Annotated in this window: 15 protein-coding genes and 3 pseudogenes; 7 read left to right on the top strand and 11 right to left on the bottom strand. The window is 72.4% G+C overall.

The features are described 5' to 3' along the window. Positions 1-14: 14 nt before the first annotated feature. The 6 genes and pseudogenes from E6W39_RS16865 to E6W39_RS42980 form a co-directional block, all read right to left on the bottom strand. Positions 15-1,043, bottom strand: coding sequence for an ABC transporter permease (locus tag E6W39_RS16865; protein WP_141634218.1), 1,029 nt, complete (start codon positions 1,041-1,043; stop codon positions 15-17). Then, the gene (locus tag E6W39_RS16870; protein ID WP_141634219.1) at positions 1,036-1,959 is read right to left on the bottom strand and encodes an ABC transporter permease; all 924 of its coding nucleotides are present in this window, start codon (positions 1,957-1,959) and stop codon (positions 1,036-1,038) included. Before E6W39_RS16870 ends, E6W39_RS16865 begins: the two co-directional genes overlap by 8 nt. A 70-nt stretch (positions 1,960-2,029) precedes the next feature. Next, positions 2,030-3,660 (bottom strand): annotated as a pseudogene (locus E6W39_RS16875) (peptide ABC transporter substrate-binding protein). 175 nt (positions 3,661-3,835) lie between these two features. After that, positions 3,836-5,737: a translational GTPase TypA gene (gene typA, locus E6W39_RS16880; protein ID WP_141634220.1), complete on the bottom strand. Its 1,902-nt coding sequence runs from the start codon at positions 5,735-5,737 to the stop codon at positions 3,836-3,838. Positions 5,738-5,880: 143 nt separating this feature from the next. Continuing rightward, positions 5,881-6,588, bottom strand: a complete 708-nt coding sequence (locus E6W39_RS42975) for an ABC transporter substrate-binding protein (RefSeq protein ID WP_267286757.1) — start codon at positions 6,586-6,588, stop codon at positions 5,881-5,883. Continuing rightward, on the bottom strand, positions 6,585-7,436 hold the full coding sequence (locus tag E6W39_RS42980) for an ABC transporter substrate-binding protein (RefSeq protein ID WP_267286697.1): 852 nt from the start codon (positions 7,434-7,436) through the stop codon (positions 6,585-6,587). The genes E6W39_RS42975 and E6W39_RS42980 overlap by 4 nt, the downstream gene beginning before the upstream one ends. Before the next feature lie 132 nt (positions 7,437-7,568). Here E6W39_RS42980 and E6W39_RS16890 point away from each other — a divergent pair, with 132 nt between their 5' ends. From E6W39_RS16890 to E6W39_RS16900, 3 genes are read left to right on the top strand one after another with little or no spacing between them, the layout of a single operon-like run. Beyond that, entirely contained in the window at positions 7,569-8,345 is a 777-nt protein-coding gene (locus E6W39_RS16890; protein WP_228718189.1) for a hypothetical protein, read from the top strand. A gap of 11 nt (positions 8,346-8,356) precedes the next feature. After that, positions 8,357-10,222, top strand: coding sequence for a fumarate reductase/succinate dehydrogenase flavoprotein subunit (locus tag E6W39_RS16895; RefSeq protein ID WP_141634222.1), 1,866 nt, complete (start codon positions 8,357-8,359; stop codon positions 10,220-10,222). Beyond that, a complete protein-coding gene (locus E6W39_RS16900) occupies positions 10,209-10,964 on the top strand; it encodes a succinate dehydrogenase/fumarate reductase iron-sulfur subunit (RefSeq protein ID WP_141634223.1) in 756 nt (251 codons plus the stop codon). Before E6W39_RS16895 ends, E6W39_RS16900 begins: the two co-directional genes overlap by 14 nt. A 7-nt stretch (positions 10,965-10,971) precedes the next feature. Here E6W39_RS16900 and E6W39_RS16905 read toward each other — a convergent pair whose 3' ends face one another. The 4 genes from E6W39_RS16905 to E6W39_RS16920 all read right to left on the bottom strand — a co-directional run bounded on the left by E6W39_RS16905 (position 10,972) and on the right by E6W39_RS16920 (position 18,425). Next, the gene (locus E6W39_RS16905; RefSeq protein WP_141637787.1) at positions 10,972-13,563 is read right to left on the bottom strand and encodes a SpoIIE family protein phosphatase; all 2,592 of its coding nucleotides are present in this window, start codon (positions 13,561-13,563) and stop codon (positions 10,972-10,974) included. Positions 13,564-13,811: 248 nt separating this feature from the next. Next, positions 13,812-16,502, bottom strand: a complete 2,691-nt coding sequence (locus E6W39_RS16910) for a SpoIIE family protein phosphatase (RefSeq protein ID WP_228718190.1) — start codon at positions 16,500-16,502, stop codon at positions 13,812-13,814. A gap of 109 nt (positions 16,503-16,611) precedes the next feature. Then, positions 16,612-17,010 (bottom strand): (deoxy)nucleoside triphosphate pyrophosphohydrolase, encoded by a 399-nt coding sequence (locus E6W39_RS16915; RefSeq protein ID WP_101382045.1) that lies wholly within the window; start codon positions 17,008-17,010, stop codon positions 16,612-16,614. 593 nt (positions 17,011-17,603) lie between these two features. Beyond that, the gene (locus E6W39_RS16920; protein ID WP_141634224.1) at positions 17,604-18,425 is read right to left on the bottom strand and encodes a methyltransferase domain-containing protein; all 822 of its coding nucleotides are present in this window, start codon (positions 18,423-18,425) and stop codon (positions 17,604-17,606) included. Positions 18,426-18,501: 76 nt separating this feature from the next. Here E6W39_RS16920 and E6W39_RS16925 point away from each other — a divergent pair, with 76 nt between their 5' ends. The 4 genes and pseudogenes from E6W39_RS16925 (at position 18,502) to E6W39_RS16945 (ending at position 21,356) form a co-directional block, all read left to right on the top strand. Next, a complete protein-coding gene (locus E6W39_RS16925; protein WP_141634225.1) occupies positions 18,502-19,083 on the top strand; it encodes a pyridoxamine 5'-phosphate oxidase family protein in 582 nt (193 codons plus the stop codon). Positions 19,084-19,129: 46 nt separating this feature from the next. Further along, a pseudogene (locus tag E6W39_RS41615) lies at positions 19,130-20,264 on the top strand (dihydrofolate reductase family protein). A gap of 56 nt (positions 20,265-20,320) precedes the next feature. Continuing rightward, the gene (locus E6W39_RS16940) at positions 20,321-20,974 is read left to right on the top strand and encodes an HAD-IA family hydrolase (RefSeq protein ID WP_141634227.1); all 654 of its coding nucleotides are present in this window, start codon (positions 20,321-20,323) and stop codon (positions 20,972-20,974) included. Between the two features lie 25 nt (positions 20,975-20,999). Continuing rightward, entirely contained in the window at positions 21,000-21,356 is a 357-nt protein-coding gene (locus E6W39_RS16945; protein WP_141634228.1) for a DUF488 domain-containing protein, read from the top strand. Positions 21,357-21,366: 10 nt separating this feature from the next. Here E6W39_RS16945 and E6W39_RS16950 read toward each other — a convergent pair. After that, positions 21,367-21,854, bottom strand: a pseudogene (locus E6W39_RS16950) (cupin domain-containing protein). Between the last annotated feature and the right edge of the window lie 19 nt (positions 21,855-21,873).

Here is a 21,873-nt window from a genome sequence, read left to right on the forward strand (position 1 = left end):
GCTGGTGGCCTCTCTCAGCGCAGCTTGGGGTCGAGGGCGTCGCGCACCGCGTCGCCGAGCATGATGAAGGCGAGCACCGTGATGCAGAGCGCGCCGGCTGGGAAGAGCAGCATGTGCGGTGCCACGCTGAAGGTGTCCGAGGCCGCCGAGATGTCGATGCCCCAGGAGACGGTCGGCGGTTTGAGGCCGACGCCCAGGTAGCTCAGGGTGGCTTCCAGGGCGATGTAGGTGCCGAGCGCGATGGTGGCGACCACGATGATGGGCGCGACCGCGTTGGGCAGGATGTGGCGGAGCATCAGCCGGCTGTTGCTCGCGCCGAGGGCCCTGGCCGCCGTCACGTAGTCCTGCTCCTTGGCCGTGATCACCGCGCCGCGCCCGATGCGGGCGAGCTGCGGCCAGCCCAGCACCACGATGAAGGCCACCACGATCCAGATCGACTTGACCTTGATCACGGAGAGGAAGACCAGGCCGCCGAGCAGGATCGGGATGCCGAAGAAGATGTCGGCGACCCGGGAGATCAGCGAGTCGGCCCAGCGGCCGAAGAAGCCGGCCAGGCCACCCAGCACGGTGCCGACGAGCGCCGCGCCGACGGTGGCGCAGACGCCGACCGTGATGGAGGCCCGGGCGCCGTAGACGGTGCGGGCGTAGACGTCGCAGCCCTGGGTGTCGTAGCCGAACGGGTGCCCGCCGGTGGGCCCCAGCTGGGACTTGGTCAGGTCGCAGCTGAGCGGGCTGGTCGAGGTCATCATGCCCGGGAAGATCGCCACCAGCACCAGGAAGATGATCAGCAGACCGGAGATGATGAAGATCGGGTTGGTCCGCAGGTCCCGCCAGGCGTCCTGCCAGAGGCTGCGCGGCGCCACCCGGTCGTCGGCGGCGGCGACCTCCGGCTCGTCCGGCAGCCGCTCGTTCTTGATTAAAGTCTCCGCCTCCATGGTGCCGAGGTCGAACTGGCGGCTCTCGACCGCACTCTGCATGTCCTCCTCTTCGGCGCCGGCCCCGGCCAGCGGATCCGCTTCGTTGTACTTCTCCTGATCAGGCATACCGGATCCTCGGGTCCAGGACCGCGTAGAGCAGGTCGACGAGCAGGTTGGCCGCCAGGAAGATGATCACCAGGACGGTCACGAAGCCGACCACGGTGTTGGTGCTCTGCCGCACGATCCCCTGGTAGAGGGTGTAACCGACACCGTGGATGTTGAAGATCCGCTCGGTGACAAGCGCGCCGCCCATCAGGGCGCCGAGGTCGGTGCCGAGGAAGGTGACCACGGGGATCAGCGAGTTGCGCAGCAGGTGGTTGACCACCACCCGGCGCCTCGGCAGGCCCTTGGCCACCGCGGTGCGCACGAAGTCGGCCCGGGAGTTCTCGGCGACCGTGGTCCGGGTCAGCCGGGCGACGTAGGCCAGCGAGACCGAGGCCAGCACGATGCCGGGCAGGATCAGCGACTTGAAGGTGACGTCGAAGCCGACCGTGGCCGGCAGGATCCCCCACTTCACGCCGACCAGGTACTGCAGCACATAGCCGGTGACGAAGGTCGGGATCGAGATCACCACCAGGGTGAGGATCAGCACCGAGCTGTCCGCGACGTGCCCCCGGCGCAGGCCGCTGAGCAGCCCGAGGCCGATGCCGAAGACCACCTCGATGGTGAAGGCGACGGCCGTGAGCTTGAGCGTGGTCGGATAGGCGGCGGCCAGCTGCGAGGTGACCGTCTGGCCGGTGAAGGTGGTGCCGAAGTCCCATCGGAAGAGCCGGCCCATGTACAGCAGGTACTGCTGCCAGAGCGGGTCGTTCAGGTTGTACTGGGCCCGGATCCGGGCGGCGACCGCCGGGTCCGGCGCCCGGTCCCCGAAGAGCGCGTTCACCGGGTCGCCCAGCGCGTGCACCATGACGAAGATCAGGAAGGTGGACCCGATGAACACCGGGATCATCTGGAGCAGGCGTCTCAGGACGTAGCGTCCCATGCGTTCCTCCCACTGAGTCGGCGAGCGGCGGCGGTCGGGCTCCGCTCGGGAGCCGACCGCCGCCACCCGACTAACTGACGGTGATCTGCCAGTAGACCGGGATGCTGAACGGGTCGAGCGTCACGTTGTTCACGTGGTTGGACCAGGCGACCGTACCGTTCTGGTACCAGAGCGGGATCGCCGGCACGTCGGTGATCAGCATCTTCTCGGCGGTCTGGAAGTCGGAGACCGCGGTGGCCTGGTTGGGCTCGGCGTTGGCCGTGTTCACCTGGGAGTCGAAGGCCTGGTTGTTGTAGTGCGAGTCGTTGGAGGACCCGGTGGTGGTGTACACCGGCTGCAGGAAGTCCTGGATCAGCGGGTAGTCCATCTGCCAGCCGGTCCGGAACGGTCCGGTCATCTTCTTGCTGGTGATCTGGTTGCGGAAGTCCGCGAAGGTGCCGATCGGGTTGCCGACGCAGGCCGTGTTGTTGCCCAGCGCCTGGTTGATGCTGTTGCAGGTGGCGTCGACCCAGTCCTTGTGGCCGCCGTCGGCGTTGTAGCTGATGGTCAGCTGGCCGCCGGGGATGCCGCCGCCCTGCTGGATCAGCTGCTTCGCCATGGTCGGGTTGTAGGTGCACAGCTGGCCGCAGAGGCCGTCCTTGAAGCCGCCGGCCGTGCCCAGCACCGGGGAGGTCCAGTCGCTGGCCGGGGTCCGGGTGTTGGTGAAGATGTTCTTCACGATGGTGGGCCGGTCGATCGCCATCGAGATGCCCTGGCGTACCAGCTGGGCGCCGGGGGTGCTCCACTGGGGCTGGTAGAGCGGGAACGAGAGGGTCTGGATGATCCCGGCGGGGTGTTCAGGAACCGGCCGCCGCTGGGTCCGTTCGCCAGGGTCTTCAGCGCCGTGGTGGAGAGCGTGTTGTCCACGTCCAGCGCGCCGGACTGCAGGTCCGAGTAGGCCGCGTTGGGGTCGGTGTAGACGGTGAGCGTGATGCCGCCGTTCTTCGGCTTGTTGGTGCCGCTGTAGTTCGGGTTCGGCACCAGCTGCATCTGCTGGCTGCGGGTGTACGACTGGATCATGTACGACCCGTTGCCGACCGGCTTGTTCAGATAGGCGGCGTGGTTGCTGAAGAAGCTCGCGGGCAGCGGGTAGTAGGCGCTGTAGCCCAGCGTTGCCGGCCAGGTGGAGAACTTCTGGGTGAGCGCCACCGTGAAGGTGTTGTCGTTGACCACCTTCAGGCCGGACATGGTCTGCGCGGTCGGCGCGCCGCTGGCCGGCGACACCTGGTCGTAGCCCTGGATGTAGGAGAAGAAGCTGCTGTTGATCTGCTTGTTGGTGGCGAGCGCCCCGTAGTTCCAGGCGTTCACGTAGGACGAGGCGGTGACCGTGGTGCCGTCGCTGAACTTCCACCCCGGCTTCAGCGTCACCGTCCAGTTCTGCTGGTCGGACGAGGTGATCGAGTCCGCGTTGGCGTTGCTGGGGGCGCTGGTCTTCGGGTCGTACTGGATCAGGCCGGCGAAGATCATGTTCAGCACCGCGCCGCCGTTCACCTCGTTGGTGTTGGCCGGCTCCAACGGGTTCTGCGGGTCGCCCCACCAGGCTCGGACGATACCTCCGGACGACGAGCCGCCGCTGCTGTTGCTGCTGCTGCAGCCGGTGGCCGCCAGGGCCACCGAGGTCACAGCGATCACCGCCCAGCGGATCCGCTTGGCTGCGCGCATGGATGTCCCTCCTACCGGGGTGTGTGGTGCATCACACCCCATTCGAAGGTCGCCGCTGCGGCGGCGCACCCGCAGCAGGGCCTAAAGAGCGCGTGGTACCGCCGAACGGGTGCTGAAAAGCCGTCAGCCGGCTCCCCGACGGGGAACCGGCTGACGGTCGATCAGCTGCTGGGCGTCAGCCCTTCTTGGCCCGCGAGGCGGTCCGGCCGCGGTCCTTCTGGTCCAGCACCACCTTGCGGATGCGCACCGTCTCCGGGGTGACCTCGATGCACTCGTCCTCGCGGCAGAACTCCAGCGACTGCTCCAGCGAGAGCTTGCGCGGCGGGACGATCGACTCAGCCACATCGGCGTTCGAGGAACGCATGTTGGTGAGCTTCTTCTCCTTGGTGATGTTGACGTCCATGTCGTCGGCGCGGGAGTTCTCGCCGACGATCATGCCCTCGTACACCTCGGTGCCCGGGTCGCAGAAGAGCACGCCGCGCTCCTGCAGGTTGGTCATCGCGAAGGCGGTGACCACACCGGCCCGGTCGGCGACCAGCGAGCCGTTGTTGCGGGTGGTCAGGGTGCCGAACCACGGCTCGTGGCCCTCGTGGATCGAGTGCGCGATGCCGGTGCCGCGGGTGCTGGTCAGGAACTCGGTCCGGAAGCCGATCAGACCGCGGGACGGGACGACGAACTCCATCCGGACCCAGCCCGAGCCGTGGTTGGACATGTTGTCCATCCGGCCCTTGCGGACGCCCATCAGCTGGGTGACGGCGCCCATGTGCTCCTCGGGCACGTCAACGGTGAGGCGCTCGACCGGCTCGTGGGTCTTGCCGTTGACCTCCTTGGTGACCACCTGCGGCTTGCCGACGGTCAGCTCGAAGCCCTCGCGGCGCATGGTCTCGATCAGGATGGCCAGCGCCAGCTCACCGCGGCCCTGCACCTCCCAGGCGTCCGGGCGCTCGGTGTCCAGCACCCGCAGCGAGACGTTACCGATCAGCTCGCGGTCCAGGCGGTCCTTCACCTGGCGGGCGGTGACCTTGCGGTCCTTGACCGCGGACTTGGCGTCCGCGCCCTTGCCGGAGCCGCCGCGGCCGACCAGCGGCGAGGTGTTGGTGCCGATGGTCATCGAGATCGCCGGCTCGTCAACCGTGATCAGCGGGAGCGCGATCGGGTTCTCGGGGTCGGCCAGGGTCTCACCGATCATGATCTCCGAGATGCCGGCGACGGCACAGATGTCGCCCGGGCCGGCCTGCTCGGCGGGCTTGCGGGTGAGCGCCTCGGTCATCAGCAGCTCGGAGATGCGCACGTTCTGGATCGAGCCGTCGCGCTTGATCCACGCGACCGTCTGGCCCTTCTTGAGGTAGCCCTGCTCGACCCGGAGCAGCGCGATCCGGCCGAGGAAGTTGTCCGCGTCCAGGTTGGTGACGTGGGCCTGCAGCGGGGCGTCCTCGTCGTAGACCGGGGCCGGGACGGAGTCCAGGATGGTGGAGAAGAACGGCTCCAGGCTGTCGCTGTCGGCCGGGACGGTGCCGTTCTCCGGCTTGGTCAGCGAGGCGATGCCGTCACGGGCGCAGGCGTAGACGATCGGGAACTCGATCTGGTCCTCGTCCGCGTCCAGGTCCAGGAACAGGTCGTAGGTCTCGTTGACGACCTCGTCGATCCGGGAGTCCGGACGGTCGGTCTTGTTGATGCAGAGGATCACCGGCAGCTTGGCCTGCAGGGCCTTGCGCAGCACGAAGCGGGTCTGCGGCAGCGGGCCCTCGGAGGCGTCCACCAGCAGCACCACCGCGTCCACCATGGACAGGCCGCGCTCGACCTCACCACCGAAGTCGGCGTGGCCGGGGGTGTCGATGATGTTGATGGTGATCGGCTCGCCACCACCCTTGGGGTGGTACTTGACCGCGGTGTTCTTGGCGAGAATGGTGATGCCCTTCTCGCGCTCGAGGTCGTTGGAGTCCATCATGCGGTCGTCGAGGTGCTGGTGAGCCGCGAAGGCGCCGGCCTGCTTGAGCATCGCGTCGACCAGGGTCGTCTTCCCGTGGTCGACGTGGGCGACGATGGCGACGTTGCGGATGTCATTGCGCGTGGGCATGCGGAGCGAACTCTCCCGGAGTCGTGGGTTGTGGCGCCCCGGTGCATTCCCTGACCGGTCCACCTGCCGGGCGGCACATGCCACGGCTTGTCCTATGGTACGTGGCCGGGGTGCGTAACCGCTCAGCAGGCGATGATCATCACTCAGCGCAGGAACCCGAGATCCTGGTAGCGCGGCCAGCCGAAGCCGTAGGCGCCGGCGCCGGCCACCCCGGTGCGCACGGCGACCAGCTCGGGGCGCTGGTACAGCGGGACCGAGTGGCCGATCTCCCAGATCCGCTGGTCAGCCCGCTGGAGCAGGGCGGTCTGCCGGGCCTGGTCGGGCTCGGCGGCGGCCTGGTCGAAGAGCCCGTCGATCTCGTCGGTCCCGACGCCCGCGTAGTTGAGGCCGGCCACCGGACGACCGTCCGGGCCCGGGCGCGGCTTGGCGTAGAGCGCGCGCTCGTCCACGGCCGGGAAAGCGGTGGCCGGCCAGGAGAACAGCGCCAGGTCCCAGTCGCCGGCCGCCAGGTGGTCGTGGACGAACCCGGCCACCGGCAGCGCCCTGGCGTGCAGCGTGACGCCGTGCGGGGCGAGCTGGGCGGTCAGCGCGTCGGCGGTGCGGCGGGCGGTGGCCGAGTCGTCCGGGTAGATCAGGTCCAGGGTCAGGTGCAGCGGCTTGGCGCTGCTGCCGAGCACCGTGCCGTCGTCGCGGTAGCCGGCCTGGTCGGCCATCAGCAGGTGGTTGCCGAGCGGCGCCGCGGCCACCCCGAGCGGGCCCAGCGCCGCCTGGGCCAGCTTGCCGCGGTCCACCAGGGCGGCCAGCGCGCGGCGCGCCGCGGTGTCGGCCAGCGGGCCGCGGGCGCCGTTCAGGGTGAGCTGGGTGAAGGAGGGGCGGCCGCCCGGTGCAGGGTGATGCCGGGCAGCGCCTCGGCCCGGCGCAGGGTCTGCGCCGCCGAGTCGAGGGCGTCGGCGGACTTGGCGGCCGGCGGGTGGTCGACGGTGCCCTCCAGGGCGGCCACGTCGACCTGCTGGCTCTGCAGGGCGGCCAGCCGGTCGGGGGTGGCCAGGAAGTCGATCTCGTCGACTTTGGGCGGATCGCCCCACCAGCGCGGGTTGCGCACCAGGGTCGCCCTGCCGTTCTTGGCGTCCAGGGTGCCGACGGTGAACGGGCCGGCGGTCAGCCGGCCGGCCGCCGGGTCGAGTGGGCTGAACAGCGCCTGCCACTGGGCGTACGGCTGCCGGAAGACCACCCTGACCTGGTGCGGGCCGGCGCCCGGCGCGACCGACTCGATGGCGCCGTAGCCCGGGTGGCTGTCGCGCAGTGCGGTCCACTGGGCGTTGAAGTCCGCCGCGCTCAGCGGGGTGCCGTCGCTCCACACCGCCTTGGGGTTGAGCCGGTAGGTGACGGTTCGGCCGGCCACCTCGGCGCCGGCCAGGTAGTCCGGGTCGGGTACCGGGCGGGCGTGCTCGTCCAGCCGGTAGAGGCTCGGCAGCACCGCGTGGGCGATCAGGGCGGTGTCCGGCGGGGCGTCGGCGGTGTAGACGTCCAGGTCGGCAGGCACCTGGTCGACCGCCCAGCGCAGCGTGCCGCCCTGGCGGACGGCGCCGCGGTCGGCCCGGGTCAGGTCGGCGGCCGGCGCCGACGCGGCGGGGGCCGGCGATCCGGAGCAGCCCGTCAGGGCACCGAGCGCCAGCAGGGCGGCGAGCAGACGTCTCATGCGGCCACTCAACTCCAGCGACCCGTCGAAAAGCTGACGGCACGACAAGCCGACACCCCATCGGCGCAATGAACTCCGGTCAGAACCCTTCCGAGAGATTGTGATCAAGGTCACACTTCCAGAATGGCCACAATGACCAAACGTGCGGTCATCGCGGACCGCACCCTGCGCACCGATGCCTGGTGGCTGCCCCAGCTGGCCACCGCGCTGGGGCTGCTGCTCTTCGTCGGCTACTCGACCTGGCGGGCGTTCGCCGGGACCGACTACTACGCGCCGCCGTACGTCTCGCCGTTCTACTCCCCGTGCCTGGCGGCGCACTGCGTGCCGATGCGCGGCGGGGCCGACTGGGCGGTGTTCGGCGACTGGTGGCGGCTCTCCCCCGCGCTGCTGGTGCTGATCTTCCCGCTCGGCTTCCGGCTGACCTGCTACTACTACCGCAAGGCCTACTACCGGGCGTTCTGGTCCTCGCCGCCGGCCTGCGCGGTGGCCGAGCCGCACGCCCGCTACACCGGCGAGTCCCGGTTCCCGCTGGTGCTGCAGAACCTGCACCGCTACTTCTTCTACCTGGCCGTGCCGGTCGCCGGGATCCTCAGCTACGACGCGGTGCTGGGGTTCCGGGACGGCGCCGGGCGCTGGGGCCACGCCGGCCTCGGCACCCTGGTGCTGCTGGTGAACGTGCTGCTGATCTGGGCCTACACCCTCTCCTGCCACTCCTGCCGGCACATCGTGGGCGGGCGGCTCAAGCACTTCTCCCGGCACCCGGTGCGCCACCGGGCCTGGCAGCTGGTCGGCCGGCTGAACGCCCGCCACATGCAGCTCGCCTGGTGCTCGTTGTTCTCGGTCGGGCTCGCCGACCTCTACGTCTACCTGGTCGCGTCGGGAGCCTTCGCCGACCCGCGGTTCTTCTGAGGGAGCGTTGGATGGAGCAGTACGACGTCGTGGTGGTCGGCGCCGGCGGGGCCGGGCTGCGGGCCGCGATCGAGGCCCGGGAGCAGGGCGCCCGGGTCGCGGTGATCTGCAAGTCGCTGTTCGGCAAGGCGCACACCGTGATGGCCGAGGGCGGCATCGCCGCCTCGATGGGCAACGTCAACAGCGGTGACAGCTGGCAGGTGCACTTCCGCGACACCATGCGCGGCGGCAAGTTCCTCAACCACCCGCGGATGGCCGAGCTGCACGCCAAGGAGGCACCGGAGCGGGTCTGGGAGCTGGAGACCTGGGGCGCGCTCTTCGACCGCACCGCCGACGGCCGGATCTCGCAGCGCAACTTCGGCGGGCACGAGTACCCGCGGCTCGCCCACGTCGGCGACCGCACCGGCCTGGAGCTGATCCGCACCCTGCAGCAGAAGGTGGTGGCGCTGCAGCAGGCCGACCACCGGGAGAGCGGCGACTACGAGTCCGGCCTGAAGATCTTCCAGGAGTACACGGTCACCCGAATCGTGAAGGACGGCGGGAAGGTCGCCGGGGTGTTCGGCTACGCCCGGGAGAGCGGGGAGTTCTTCGCGCTCGCCGCGCCCGCCGTGGTGCTGGCCACCGGCGGCATCGGCAAGTCGTTCAAGGTGACCTCCAACTCCTGGGAGTACACCGGCGACGGGCACGCGCTGGCGCTGCTGGCCGGCGCCCGGCTGCTCAACATGGAGTTCATCCAGTTCCACCCGACCGGCATGGTCTGGCCGCCCTCGGTGAAGGGGATCCTGGTCACCGAGTCGGTCCGGGGCGACGGCGGGGTGCTGCGCAACAGCGAGGGCCGGCGGTTCATGTTCGACCATGTGCCGGACGTCTTCCGGGCGCAGTACGCCGAGAGCGAGGCGGAGGCCGACCGCTGGTACGCCGACCCCGACCACAACCGCCGCCCGCCCGAGCTGCTCCCCCGCGACGAGGTGGCCCGGGCCATCAACGCCGAGGTCAAGGCCGGCCGGGGCACCGAGCACGGCGGCGTCCACCTGGACGTCTCGTCCCGGCTGCCGGCCGAGGAGATCATCCGCCGGCTGCCCTCGATGCACCATCAGTTCCGGGAACTGGCCGATGTGGACATCACCCGGGAGCCGATGGAGGTCGGACCCACCTGCCACTACGTGATGGGCGGCGTCGAGGTGGATCCGGACACCGCCGCCAGCCCGGCCGTGCCCGGGCTCTACGCGGCCGGCGAGGTGGCCGGCGGGATGCACGGCGCCAACCGGCTGGGCGGCAACTCGCTCTCCGACCTGCTGGTCTTCGGCCGCCGGGCCGGGCTGCACGCGGCCCGCTACGCCGCCGCGCAGACCGAGCCCCCGCAGCCCGCCGCCGAGCAGCTGGACGCGGCCCGCGCCGAGGCGGTGGCCCCGTTCGGCGACGGCACCGAGCACCCCTACGCGCTCCACCAGGAGCTGCAGCAGACCATGAACGACCTGGTGGGGATCATCCGCCGGGCCGGCGAGATGAAGCAGGCGCAGGACCGGCTGGCGGTGCTGCGGCGGCGGGCCGAGCAGGTCGGCATCGAGGGGCACCGGCAGTTCAACCCCGGCTGGCACCTGGCCCTGGACCTGCGCAACATGCTGCTGGTCTCGGAGTGCGTGGCCAAGGCGGCGCTGCTGCGCCGGGAGAGCCGCGGCGGGCACACCCGGGAGGACTGGCCGGCCATGGACCGCGACTGGCGGCGCAGCAACCTGGTCTGCGCCCTGGTCGACGGGAGCATCGAGGTGGTGCGGCAGCCGCTGCCGCGCCTGCGGGCCGACCTGCTGGCCCTGTTCGACCGCACCGAGCTGGCGAAGTACTTCACCCCGGAGGAGCTGGCCGATGAGCAGTCTTGAGTTCCGGATCTGGCGCGGCGAGGCGGGCGAGGGCGACTTCGTCTCCTACCAGGTGGAGGTCAACGAGGGCGAGGTGGTGCTTGACCTGGTGCACCGGCTGCAGGCCACCCAGGCGCCGGACCTGGCGGTGCGGTGGAACTGCAAGGCGGGCAAGTGCGGTTCGTGCAGCGCCGAGGTGAACGGGCGGCCGCGGCTGCTCTGCATGACCCGGATGTCCGCGCTGCCGGCCGACCGGCCGGTGGTGCTGACCCCGCTGCGGGCCTTCCCGTCGATCCGCGACCTGGTGACCGACGTCGGCTTCAACTACGCCAAGGCGCGCGAGGTGCCGTCCTTCGTGCCGCCACCGGGGCTGGCGCCCGGCGAGTACCGGATGGCGCAGCAGGACGTGGCGCGCTCGCAGGAGTTCCGCAAGTGCATCGAGTGCTTCCTCTGCCAGGACACCTGCCACGCGGTGCGCGACCACGAGGAGAACAAGGGCGCGTTCGCCGGGCCGCGGTTCCTGATGCGGGTGGCGGAGCTGGACATGCACCCGCTGGACGCCGCGCCGGACCGCAAGCGGGCCGCGCAGGAGGTGCACGGCCTGGGCTACTGCAACATCACCAAGTGCTGCACCGAGGTCTGCCCGGAGCACATCCGGATCACCGACAACGCGCTGATCCCGCTCAAGGAGCGGGTGGCCGACCGCAAGTACGACCCGCTGGTCTGGCTCGGGTCGAAGATCGGCCGGCGACCGAGGGACTGACGGCCGGTCAGAGCGAGAGCTCGAACCAGACGATCTTCCCGTGCGGGGTGCGGCGGCTGCCCCAGCGCTCGGCCAGCAGGCTGACCAGCTGGAGGCCGCGGCCGCCCTCGTCGGTCTCCTGGGCGCGGCGCTGCCGGGGCTGGGCGTAGCCGTCGTCCCACACCTCGCAGACCACCGAGGTGTCCTTGAGCAGCCGCAGCCGGATCTCGCCCCGGCCGTGCCGCAGCGCGTTGGTGACCAGCTCGCTGACCAGCAGCTCGGTGGTGTCCACCAGCTCGTCCAGGCCGCGCACCCGCAGCCAGCCGCAGGCCAGTTCGCGGGCCTTGGCCACCGAGGTGGGCTCCGGCGGCAGCCGCCAGTCGCCGACCGCGTCCTCGTCGAAGGCCCGGACCCGGGCCATCAGCAGTGCGATGTCGTCCTCGCCGTGGTGCGGGTCGAGCTCGTTGAGCACCTGGTCGCAGAGGGTCTCCAGGACCGGGCCGCCGTTCTGCAGGGCGGTCCGGAAGGCCAGCAGGCCCTCGTCCAGCTGGTGCTTGCGGGACTCCACCAGGCCGTCGGTGTAGAGGCCGAGCAGCGCGCCGTCCGGCAGCACCAGGGTGACCTCCTCGAACGGCTCGCCGCCCACGCCGAGCGGCAGGCCGGGTGGCACGTCCAGCATCCGGGCCGGCTCGCCGGGGCTGAGCAGCACCGGCGGCAGGTGCCCGGCGTTGGCGAAGGTGCAGCGCCGGGTGACGGCGTCGTAGACCGCGTAGACGCAGGTCGCCAGGTAGACCTCGGCCGCCTCGTCGTCCACCGGCCGGGCCGTCGCGCCGTAGCCGGGCAGCGGGCCGGGGCCGGGGTCGCCGAGGCCTCTGGCGATGTCGTCCAGGGCTCCGAGCACCTCGGCCGGCTCCAGGTCGAGCATCGCCAAGGTCCGTACCGCGGTGCGGAGTTGACCCATCGCCACGGCGGCACGCAGGCCGCGGCCCATGACGTCGCCGATCACCAGCGCCGTCCGGTTGCCGGGCAGCGGGATGACGTCGAACCAGTCGCCGCCGACCTCGGTGTTGTTGCTGCTGGGCCGGTAGCGGCAGGCGATCTCCAGCCCGCTGGCCTCCGGGTTGCCGGGGGGCAGCAGGCTGCGCTGCAGGATCAGGGCGCGCTCGTGCTCGCGCCGGTAGAGCCGGGCGTTGTCGACGCAGACCGCCGCCCGGGCCGCGATCTCCTCGGCGATCGCCACGTCGCGGGCGTCGAACGGCTCGCTGCCGATCGCCCGGGAGAGCTGCACCAGGCCGAGCACCACGTTCCGGGCCACCAGCGGCACCACCAGGGTGGAGCGCAGCAGCGGGTTCGGGCCGGGGTCGGGGATCGCGCTGCGGCCGGTCCGCAGTGCTCGGGCGTGCGGGGAGCGCGGCGGGTAGCAGAGGGTGCCGCCGGCCTCGGCGGCGGCCAGCTGGGAGCTGAAGCCGAGGTCGTCGTAGACCGTCGGGTCGCCGCCGAGCACCGCGGCCGCGTCGCCCACCACGCTGGAGACCGCGACCCGGCGCAGCTCGCCGCTGCCGTCGTAGCCGCCGCCGCTGCGGGCCAGCGCCGGACCGCTTTCGCCGGAGAGCAGCGCCGAGTAGAGGTCGACGGTGGCCATGTCGCAGAACTGCGGCACCACCACGTCGAGCAGTTCCTTGGCGGTGGTCTCCAGGTCGAGGGTGGAGCCGATGTGCGCGCTGGCCTCGTTGACCAGGGCCAGGTTGCGCCGCACCCCGGCGGCCTCGCGCTCGGCCACCATCCGGCTGGTGACGTCGTTGACCTGCCCGGCGACACCGATCGGCCGGTCGCCCGGCCCGGTCAGCCGGTACAGCGAGACCGCCCAGCGGCGCTCGCCGCCGTGCGGCAGCACGCCGCTGAACCGCAGGTCGACCATCGGCTCGCCGGTCTCCAGGACCTTGCGCAGCGCCGCCTGCATCCGGTCGGCCTCGCCCGGCGCGAACAGTTCGTGCGCGGTGCGGCCGGCCAGCAGTTCGGCATCGCGGCCGACGGCGTCGGCGAAGGCCGGGTTGACCCGCTGCAGCCGCAGCTCGGGGTCGAACAGGAAGAAGCCGCTCGGAGTTTGGCCGAAAACAGCCGCAGATGCGGCCAGGTCGGTCTCGATCCGGCGCAGCTTGCCGAGGTCGACGGCGAGGCAGAGGGCCCCGGCGGGGCCGGCCGTCTGCTCCGAGCCGGCGGCGGGCATCAGATAGATCTCGGCCAGGCTCTCGCCGCCGTCGCGATCACGGTAGGGGGCGGTGCCGATCCACTCCTCGCCCGCCAGGGTGCGCTCCAGCCGCTCCCGGCCGCGCCGCCAGTACTCGCGCGGCACCAGGGTGGTGACCGGGTCGGCACCGAGCGCCTCGGCGGCCGGCAGCGCGAAGAAGTCGGCGGCCCGGTCGCTCCACTGCCCGATCCGCCCGTCGGCGCCGATCGCGAAGGTCGCGACCCGGATGTACTCGTAGATCGATCCCGGGTCCAGGTCGCCCCAACGGGCTTGCGGCACCGGGCCTGGAGCAGGCGGCACCACCGGGTTGCCCGGCTGCCCGGGCACCGCGGCATGGCCGCTGCTGCCAGTCAGCGCTTCCCGCGCCGGCATGCTGTTCAAGGACCGACCCCTCCAACCCGCGACCATCCGGATGTCGAGAAGACCGAGTATTCATCATCCAGGGGCGGGCGCACACGCCTCTGAGATCACAACATCAAATCGAGCGAGGGTTTTTGTCACCCGTCCCGCGCGACCTCCGCGCACCCCTCGCGCTCCCGACCCACTCCCATGCGCCCAGCATGGAATTGTCATGGACAAGTAGAGAATATTCGAATATCTGATCGATGAATCTGCTCGGTTCATTCCCGGTCCGCTTCCTTCCCCGGCAATTCCTGCTCGAACCAGACCACCTTGCCCATTCCCTCGGCCCTGCTGCCCCAGCGCAGCGCCAGCCGGTGCACCAGCTCCAGACCCCGGCCGCCCTCGTCGCCATCGGCCGCGTGCCGCTCCCGGGGCGGATCCGGCAGTGGATCGGAGACCTCCACCAGCAGCACCCCGCCCAGCGTCAGCCGCACCCCGATCGGGGCGCTGGCATAGCGCACCGCATTGGTCACCAGCTCGCTCACCAGCAGCTCGGCGGTGTCGCCCAGCTCCGCCACCCCCCACTCCCGCAGCGCCCCGCGGACCAGCCGGCGGGCCCGGGAGACCGCGGCGGGCTCGGCCGGCAGCGTCCAGCCGACCACCTGGGCACCCTCCGCGCCGCGACCCAGCCGGGCCAGCAGCAGCGCCACGTCGTCCGGCTCGCGCCCCTGCTCCATGGTGTCGAGCACCGCCTCGCAGGCGTGCTGCAGCGACGGGTGCGGCTTCTCCAGCACCGCCTGCAGCCGGCCGAGGCCGACGTCCAGGTCCTTGTCGCGGGACTCCACCAGGCCGTCCGTGCACAGCGCCAGCACGCTGCCCTCCGGGACCTGGAGCTCCACCGCCTCGAACGGCACCCCGCCCACGCCTAGCGGCGCCCCGGACGGCAGCTCCAGCACCTGCCCCTGGCCGCCCGGCAGCGGACCGCCGGTGCGCGCCGGGCCCGGGCGCGACGGGCTCACCAGCACCGGCGGGATGTGCCCCGCCTTGGCCACCGTCAGCAGCCCGGCGGCCGGGTCGTAGACGGCGTAGACGCAGGTCGCCAGCAGTGCCTCGTCCGGCCCCTGGGCCAGGTCGTCGGCCAGCTCGTGGACGTGCCGCAGCAGCACGGCCGGCGGCAGGTCGAGGCCGGCCAGCACCCGCACCGCGGTGCGCAGCCGGCCCATGGTGGCCGCCGCCCGCAGGCCGTGGCCCATCACGTCGCCGACCACCAGGGCGGTGCGGTCGCCGGGCAGCGGGATCACGTCGAACCAGTCGCCGCCCACCTCGGTGCCGCTGCTGCCCGGCACGTAGCGGTAGGCCACCTCCACCCCGGTGGGCTGCGGCACCTGCTGCGGCAGCAGGGTGCGCTGCAGGGTGAGCGCGGCGGTGCGCTCGCGCACGTAGAGCCGGGCGTTGTCCAGCGAGCTGCCGGCCCGGTCCGCGAGTTCCACCGAGAACGCCAGGTCGTCCCGGTCGAACGCCTCGCGGCGCCCGGCCCGGCTGAGCACCAGCAGCCCGATCACGATTCCCCGGGCCCGCAGCGGCACCACCAGCACCGAGTGCACGCCGAGCGCCAGCGCGGCCCTGGTGCGCGGGTCGCCCGGGTCCGCCGCCTGAGCCAACTCCTCGGCGCCGGACAGCAGTTCGGGCACGCCGGTGCGCAGCACCCGGCCGTAGCAGGACTCCTCGGCGAAGCTCACCCGAGCGCCCCGGCGGAGCATCACCTCGACGTCCGCGCCGTCCCGGGCGGCCGCCACGCCGAGTTGCAGCAGTGCGGTGTGCCGGTCGTGGCCGTGCCCCAGCAGGTCGTCGCCGTGCGCCACCGCCTGCAGCAGGATCACGGCGGCGAAGTCGGCCAGCCGCGGCACCGCGGCCCCGGCCAGCTCCTGGGCGATCCGGCCGGCGTCCAGCAGGTCGCCGATCCGGGAGCCGAACTCGTTCAGCAGCGCCAGCCGGCGGCGGGCGTGCTCGACCTTGGCCACCGCCCGGTACCGCTCCGTCACGTCCATCACGGTGCCGGAGATGCCGAGCACCCGGCCGGCCCGGTCGGTCAGCCGGCCGTAGGAGATCGAGCGGTAGCCGCCGGGGCGCGCGGTCACCGGCGCGGTCAGTGTCACGTCGATCACCGGCTCGCCGGTGGCCAGCACCTGACGCTGGATCACGGAGATCTCGTCGGCGGCCCGGTCCGGCAGGGTCTCGCCGGTGGTGCGGCCGACGTGGGCCGCGGCCGGCACGCCGTTCATCTCGGCCAGGGTCTGGTTGACGGCGGTGTAGCGCAGCTCGGTGTCCAGCACCGCGATGCCGAGCGCGGACTGCTCGAAGAGCGCGTCCCGCACCGCCAGGTCACGCTCCACCGCGCGCACCGTGCCCGCCTCGGCGAGCGCCACCAGCAGGAACGGGGTGCCGTGGCCGTCCACCAGCACCGAGATCCGGACCTGAACCCGCACCCGCGGGCCACGGCGGTGCCGCAGGCCGGTCAGGCCCAGCCAGCTGCCGGTGCGCAGCGCGGCCGCGATGGCCTCCCGGGCGCGGGCGACCAGCCGCTGGTCGTCCGCCAGCAGTTCGTCGATCCCGCGGCCCACCAGCAGCTCACTGGGCCAGCCGAGCAGGTCCTCGGCCGCCGGGCTCCACAGCACCACCCGACCGGCCGCGTCCAGCATCGCGATGGCCACCTTGACCATGTCGAACAGGCTGCCCCGGGTGTGCTCGCCGACCGGCTCCGCCTCGGCCGCCGCACCGCGCGGGAACGGCGCGGCGGGCCCGCCGCGCATCGAGACGGGGGCGGACGGCCCGGCCGGGGGTCGGGCCGGTGGCGCCGGCCGCTCGGCCGCCGGTCCCGGGCCGCGCATCCGCAGCCGCGCCCGGGCGGCGGCGGCACCCGCGCGGGTGCGCCGGGTCCGCGCCCGGCCCCCGCTCCCCGTACTGGTCACCGACCGGGCCTCCAAGCTGCGCTGCCTCGCCTCACCGTACGTCAAGGTTCATATCGAACTGTGACATATCCAGACGAAAACCGTACAACCCGGATGACCGGGCGATGCGTCAGCAGGCCGCGGTGAGCAGGCGCGCCACCTCGGGCAGCACCTCCCGGTCGTGCTCCAGCCAGTCCACCGCCGACAGTTCGTCAGGGCCCAGCCAGCGCAGCTCCGAGTGGTCCTCCAGCGGCTGCGGCTCACCCTCCAGCAGCTCGGCCGCCCAGATCCGCAGCACCAGCCCGGCCCGGATCGGCCACTCCCCCGGCAGCCGGTTCAGCGCCCGGGCCCGCACCCCCAGCTCCTCGAAGAGCTCGCGCTCCAGCGCCTGCTGCTGCGTCTCCCCGGGCTCGGCCTTGCCGCCCGGGAACTCCCAGCGCCCCGCCACCTCGGCGGGGGCGCTGCGCCTGGCGGCCAGCACCCGCCCCTGGTGGATGAGGGCGCCGCCGACCACGATCCGATTCTCCATGCCACGGCAGCCTAGGGCCCCGGACGGGGTCGGCGGCCGATCCACGCGCGGCGGCGGGAGCCCTCCCACGACTGCGCCGTGCGGGCCCGGCTCGGTGGGGGTCGAGTCGGGCCCGCACGGTGCCGGCCGTCCTCCCAGCGTAGGGACGGCCCGCTAACGGGACGTTGGAACGAGGTTTCGGCGACATCACAGGTCTTCGAAACCGACCCGCCCGACGCCGCGTCAGGGGAGTCGGCGGTCCGTGCCGCCGACCCGGTTGATGGTCCGTCCGTCCGGCGGGCCGTGCCGACACGTGTCCCGTGCCGGGCACCGTCCGCCGCTTGGCGCCCGTGCCCCCGTCCCCCGTTCCGTCGTGCGTGGGGGGCCGCCGGGCTGGGCGGGTCCGGTGGGACCAGGGCACCCCGGCTCGCCCGGTGTGACCGGGGCGAGAGCCTCACGTACGACTACCGCCAGGGTGACCCCATGGCCGCCGCCGCGCAAGGTCCCGGCCGGGCCGACTGCGAACGGGGGGCGGCGGCGCCGCTTCGTGGGCACTACTGTGCGAAGTTTCGATTCGGAGACTGACGGTTCGTCAACTACTCGTAACGCTACGGTTATCCGCGAGCCAGCAGCTCGCCGTGCAGGACCGCGAACCAGCCGTCCGGCTCCACCGTCCAGCGCCGCCAGGCGTCCGCGATGGCGGCCAACTCGGCCCGGTCGGCGAAGCCTTGGGCCAGCGCGGTGGCGGCCAGGCCGGAGCCGGTGGTGCGGTCGGCCCAGGACTCACCCCACCAGAGCCGCTCACCGGGCGACGCGTAGGTCCAGGTGGCGCTGCTCGCGGTCAGCTCGGTGAAGCCGGCCTCCCGGGCCCAGGCGAGCAGCCGGCGGCCCGCGTCCGGCTCGCCGCCGTTGACCCGGGCGCACTGCCGGTAGAGCGACAACCAGGCCTCCAGCTCGGGGACTTCGGGATACCAGGTCATCGCCTCGTAGTCCGCGTCCCGGACCGCCGCCACCCCGCCCGGGGCCAGCACCCGGCGCATCTGGCGCAGCGCGTCCACCGGGTCGGCCAGGTGCTGGAGCACCTGGTGGGCATGGACCACGTCGAACTCCGCCGCCGGGTACGGCAGATCGTGCACGTCGGCGACCGCGAACTCGACGTTGGCCAGCCCCCGGCCCGCGACGTACTCGGCGGCCTGCGCCAGCACCTCGGCGGAGGTGTCGATCGCCACCACCCGCCCCTCGGGGCCGACCAGTTCGGCGAGGTCGGCGGTGATGGTGCCGGGCCCGCAGCCGACGTCCAGCACCCGCCGCCCGGCCGCCAGCTCGGGCAGCAGGTAGCCGGCCGAGTTGGCGGCGGTGCGGCTGCGGTGCGAGCGCAGCACCGCCGCGCTGTGACCGTGGGTGTAGACGACGGCGGGGTTCTGATGGTCGGTCATGCCGCGAACCTAGCAGTCGGTCTCATACTGCAAGAAGGTATGTCTTGTGGACTGAGACGTGATTACGATGGCGGCCATGGGGAAGACCTATGAGCGAATCGACGGCCGGCTGCGCTCGTTCATCGAGGCCCAGCCGGTCTTCTTCACCGCCACCGCACCGCTGGCCGCCGACGGCCACGTCAACCTGTCGCCCAAGGGGCGCGCCGGCACCCTCGCCGTGCTGGACGAACTCACCCTGGCCTACCTGGACTTCGGCGGCAGCCACGCGGAGACCATCGCCCACCTGCGGGAGAACGGGCGGATCACGCTGATGTGGTGCGCCTTCACCGGCCCGCCCACCGTGGTGCGGGTGCACGGGCGCGGCGAACCGGTCTTCCGCGACGATCCGCGGTTCGCCGAGCTGGTCGCCCGCTTCCCGGCGGACGCGGACGGCAGCGGCCTGCGGGCCGTGGTGCTGGTCCACGCCGACCGGGTCAGCGACTCCTGCGGGTTCGCCGTGCCGTTCATGGACTACCGCGAGGACCGGGCGCTGCACGCCGACTACTTCGGCCGCAAGAGCGAACCGGAGTTCGCCGACTACTGCGCCGGCAAGGAGTACGTCGGGGTCAGCGTCGACGGCCTGCCCGGGCTGCCGCTGCCGCTCCCGCCGCGGCCGTAGCCTTTGCGCTGTGACCCAGCGCCCGTATGTGACCCTCAGCGCCGCGATGTCGCTCGACGGCTTCCTGGACGACGCCTCGCCCGAGCGCCTGCTGCTCTCCAACCCGGCCGACTTCGACCGGGTGGACCAGCTGCGCGCCGAGTCCGACGCGATCATGGTCGGCTCCACCACGCTGCGCCGCGACAACCCCCGGCTGCTGGTCAACGAGCCGGACCGGCGGGCCGCCCGGGAAGCCGCCGGCCGACCCGCCCACCCCCTGAAGGTCACCCTGAGCGCGGGCGGCGACCTCGCCCCCGAGCTGCGGTTCTGGCACACCGGCGGGGCCAAGCTGGTCTACAGCACCGACCAGGGGCCACCCGGCTGCGTGCGGCGCTGGACGGACTGGCCGAGGTGGTCGCACTGGGCCGGCGGGTGCACCTGGGCGCCGTGCTGGACGACCTCGGGCGGCGCGGGGTGCGGCGGCTGATGGTGGAGGGCGGCGGCTCGGTGCACACCCAGTTCCTCAGCGAGGGGCTGGCCGACGAACTGCAGCTGGCGGTGGCCCCGCTGCTGGTCGGGCACGCCGCGGCGCCGCGGTTCGTCAACCCGGCCGACTTCCCCGGCGGCAGCACCCGGCGGCTGCGGCTGCTGGAGGCCCGTACCGTCGGGGATGTCGTCCTGCTCCGGTACGCCCCCAAGGAGTCCGCGTGACCGCCGCCGACCGTCCGTCCAGCGACCGCTCGTCCGCCGACCACTCGTCCAGCGACCGCTCGTTCCTGCTGCGCGCCATCGAGCTCTCCCGGCGCTGCCCGCCCGCCGAACACGCCTTCTCGGTCGGCGCGGTGGTGGTCGGCGCGGACGGCACGGTGCTGAGCGAGGGGTACAGCCGGGAGGGCGACCCGCTGGTGCACGCCGAGGAGGCCGCGCTGGCCAAGCTGCCGGCCGGCGACCCGCGGCTGCGCGGCGCCACCGTCTACAGCTCGCTGGAACCGTGCAGCCGCCGGGCCTCCCGGCCGCACCCGTGCGCCGAGCTGATCCTGGCGGCCGGTGTCCCCCGGGTGGTGATCGCCTGGCGCGAGCCCGACCTGTTCGTCACCGGCTGCGAGGGCGTCGACCGGCTGCGGGCCGCCGGGGTCGAGGTGGTCGAACTGCCGGAGCTGGCCGAGCAGGCGCGGGCGGTGAACCGACACCTGCTGGACTGAGGGCGTTCACCCGCCTTTTGTATCCTTGGGGAACATTATCCCGAAGGAGTCGCCGCATGACCGCCACCGAGCTCACCGCCCGTGCCCTGCTGCTGGACATGGACGGCACCCTGGTCAACTCCGACGCGGTGGTGGAGCGCTGCTGGCGCCGCTGGGCAGCGGCTCAAGGACTCGACGGCGACCGGGTGATGAGCGTGGTGCACGGGCGCCAGGGCCACCTGTCGATGGCGATCCTGCTGCCCGACCGCCCGATGGAGCAGAACCTCGCGGAGAACCGGGAGATGCTCGCCACGGAGACCGCCGACACCGAGGGCATCGTGCCGGTGCCCGGCGCCCCGGCCTTCCTGGCCTCGCTGGCCGGCCTGCCGCACGCCCTGGTCACCTCGGCCGACAGCCGGCTGTCCCAGGTCCGGATGGCCGCCGCCGGCCTGCCCTACCCCGAACTGGCCATAACCGCCGAGCACGTCGGCGCCAGCAAGCCCGACCCCGAGGGCTTCCTCAAGGCCGCCGCCGAACTGGGCGTCGACCCCGCCGACTGCCTGGTCTTCGAGGACTCCGGGGCCGGCATCGCGGCCGGCCTGGCCGCCGGGATGCGGGTGGTCGGCGTCGGCCCGCGCGCCGCCGCCCACCACCCCACCGTCCAGGTGCCCGACCTGACCGCCGTCCGGGTCACCGCGCGCCCCGACGGTGCGCTGCTGATCACCGTCTGAGCCGCCGTCAGGCCAGACTGGGTCCATGGCCCGCTCCGAGATCCGCGCCCGCCGCATCTACGACCCGCCCGCGCCCGACGACGGCTACCGGGTCCTGGTCGACCGCCTCTGGCCGCGCGGCATGGCCAAGGAGCGGGCCGCACTGGACGAGTGGGCCAAGGACCTCGCCCCCTCCAACGAGCTGCGCCAATGGCTGCACGAGGCGCCCGAGGCCCGCGCGACCGAGTTCGCCGACCGCTACCGCACCGAGCTCGACACCCCCGAGGCCCGCACCCACCTCGCCGCCCTCCGCGGCCACCCCGCCCTCACCCTGCTGACCGCCAACAAGGACCCGCAGGCCCGCCACACGGCAGTGCTGGCGGAGGTGCTGGCGCAGGGGTGACCCGCGCTGCTCACCCCCGGTCGACGAAGAAGCTGTCGTGCCGCACCAGGAACTCCTGGAACTCCGGGCCGCCGCGCTGAGCCATTTCGGCGACGCGCTCGAAGTACTCCTCACGGGGCGCGCCGGGGGTGAAAAGCAGCAGCATCTGCGCCGGGTCGTCGGACTCGTTGCGGAACGCGTGCAGACCGCCGACCGGGACGTGCAGGAAGTCGCCGGAGCGCCCGGTGGTCCACCGGTCGCCGTCGAAGAGGCGGACCTGGCCGGAGAGGATGAAGAAGGACTCGGAGATCGCCCGGTGGAAGTGGGTGGCGGCACCCCTGGAGTGAGGTGCGAGATCCACCTTGTAGAGGCCGAACTCCCCACCGGTGGAAGCCCGGGTGGCCAGGTAGTGCGTCCGGTCGCCGCTCGGGGAGACCACGTCGGGCCCCGGTCGGCGGGCCGGAACACCGCGTTGACCTCACCGTTCTCGCCGAGGTACCTGGGGTCGGGGTAGGACATCTGGCACTCCGTCTCTGCT

It is taken from the genome of Kitasatospora acidiphila, from assembly GCF_006636205.1.
Classification (GTDB): Bacteria; Actinomycetota; Actinomycetes; order Streptomycetales; family Streptomycetaceae; genus Kitasatospora; species Kitasatospora acidiphila.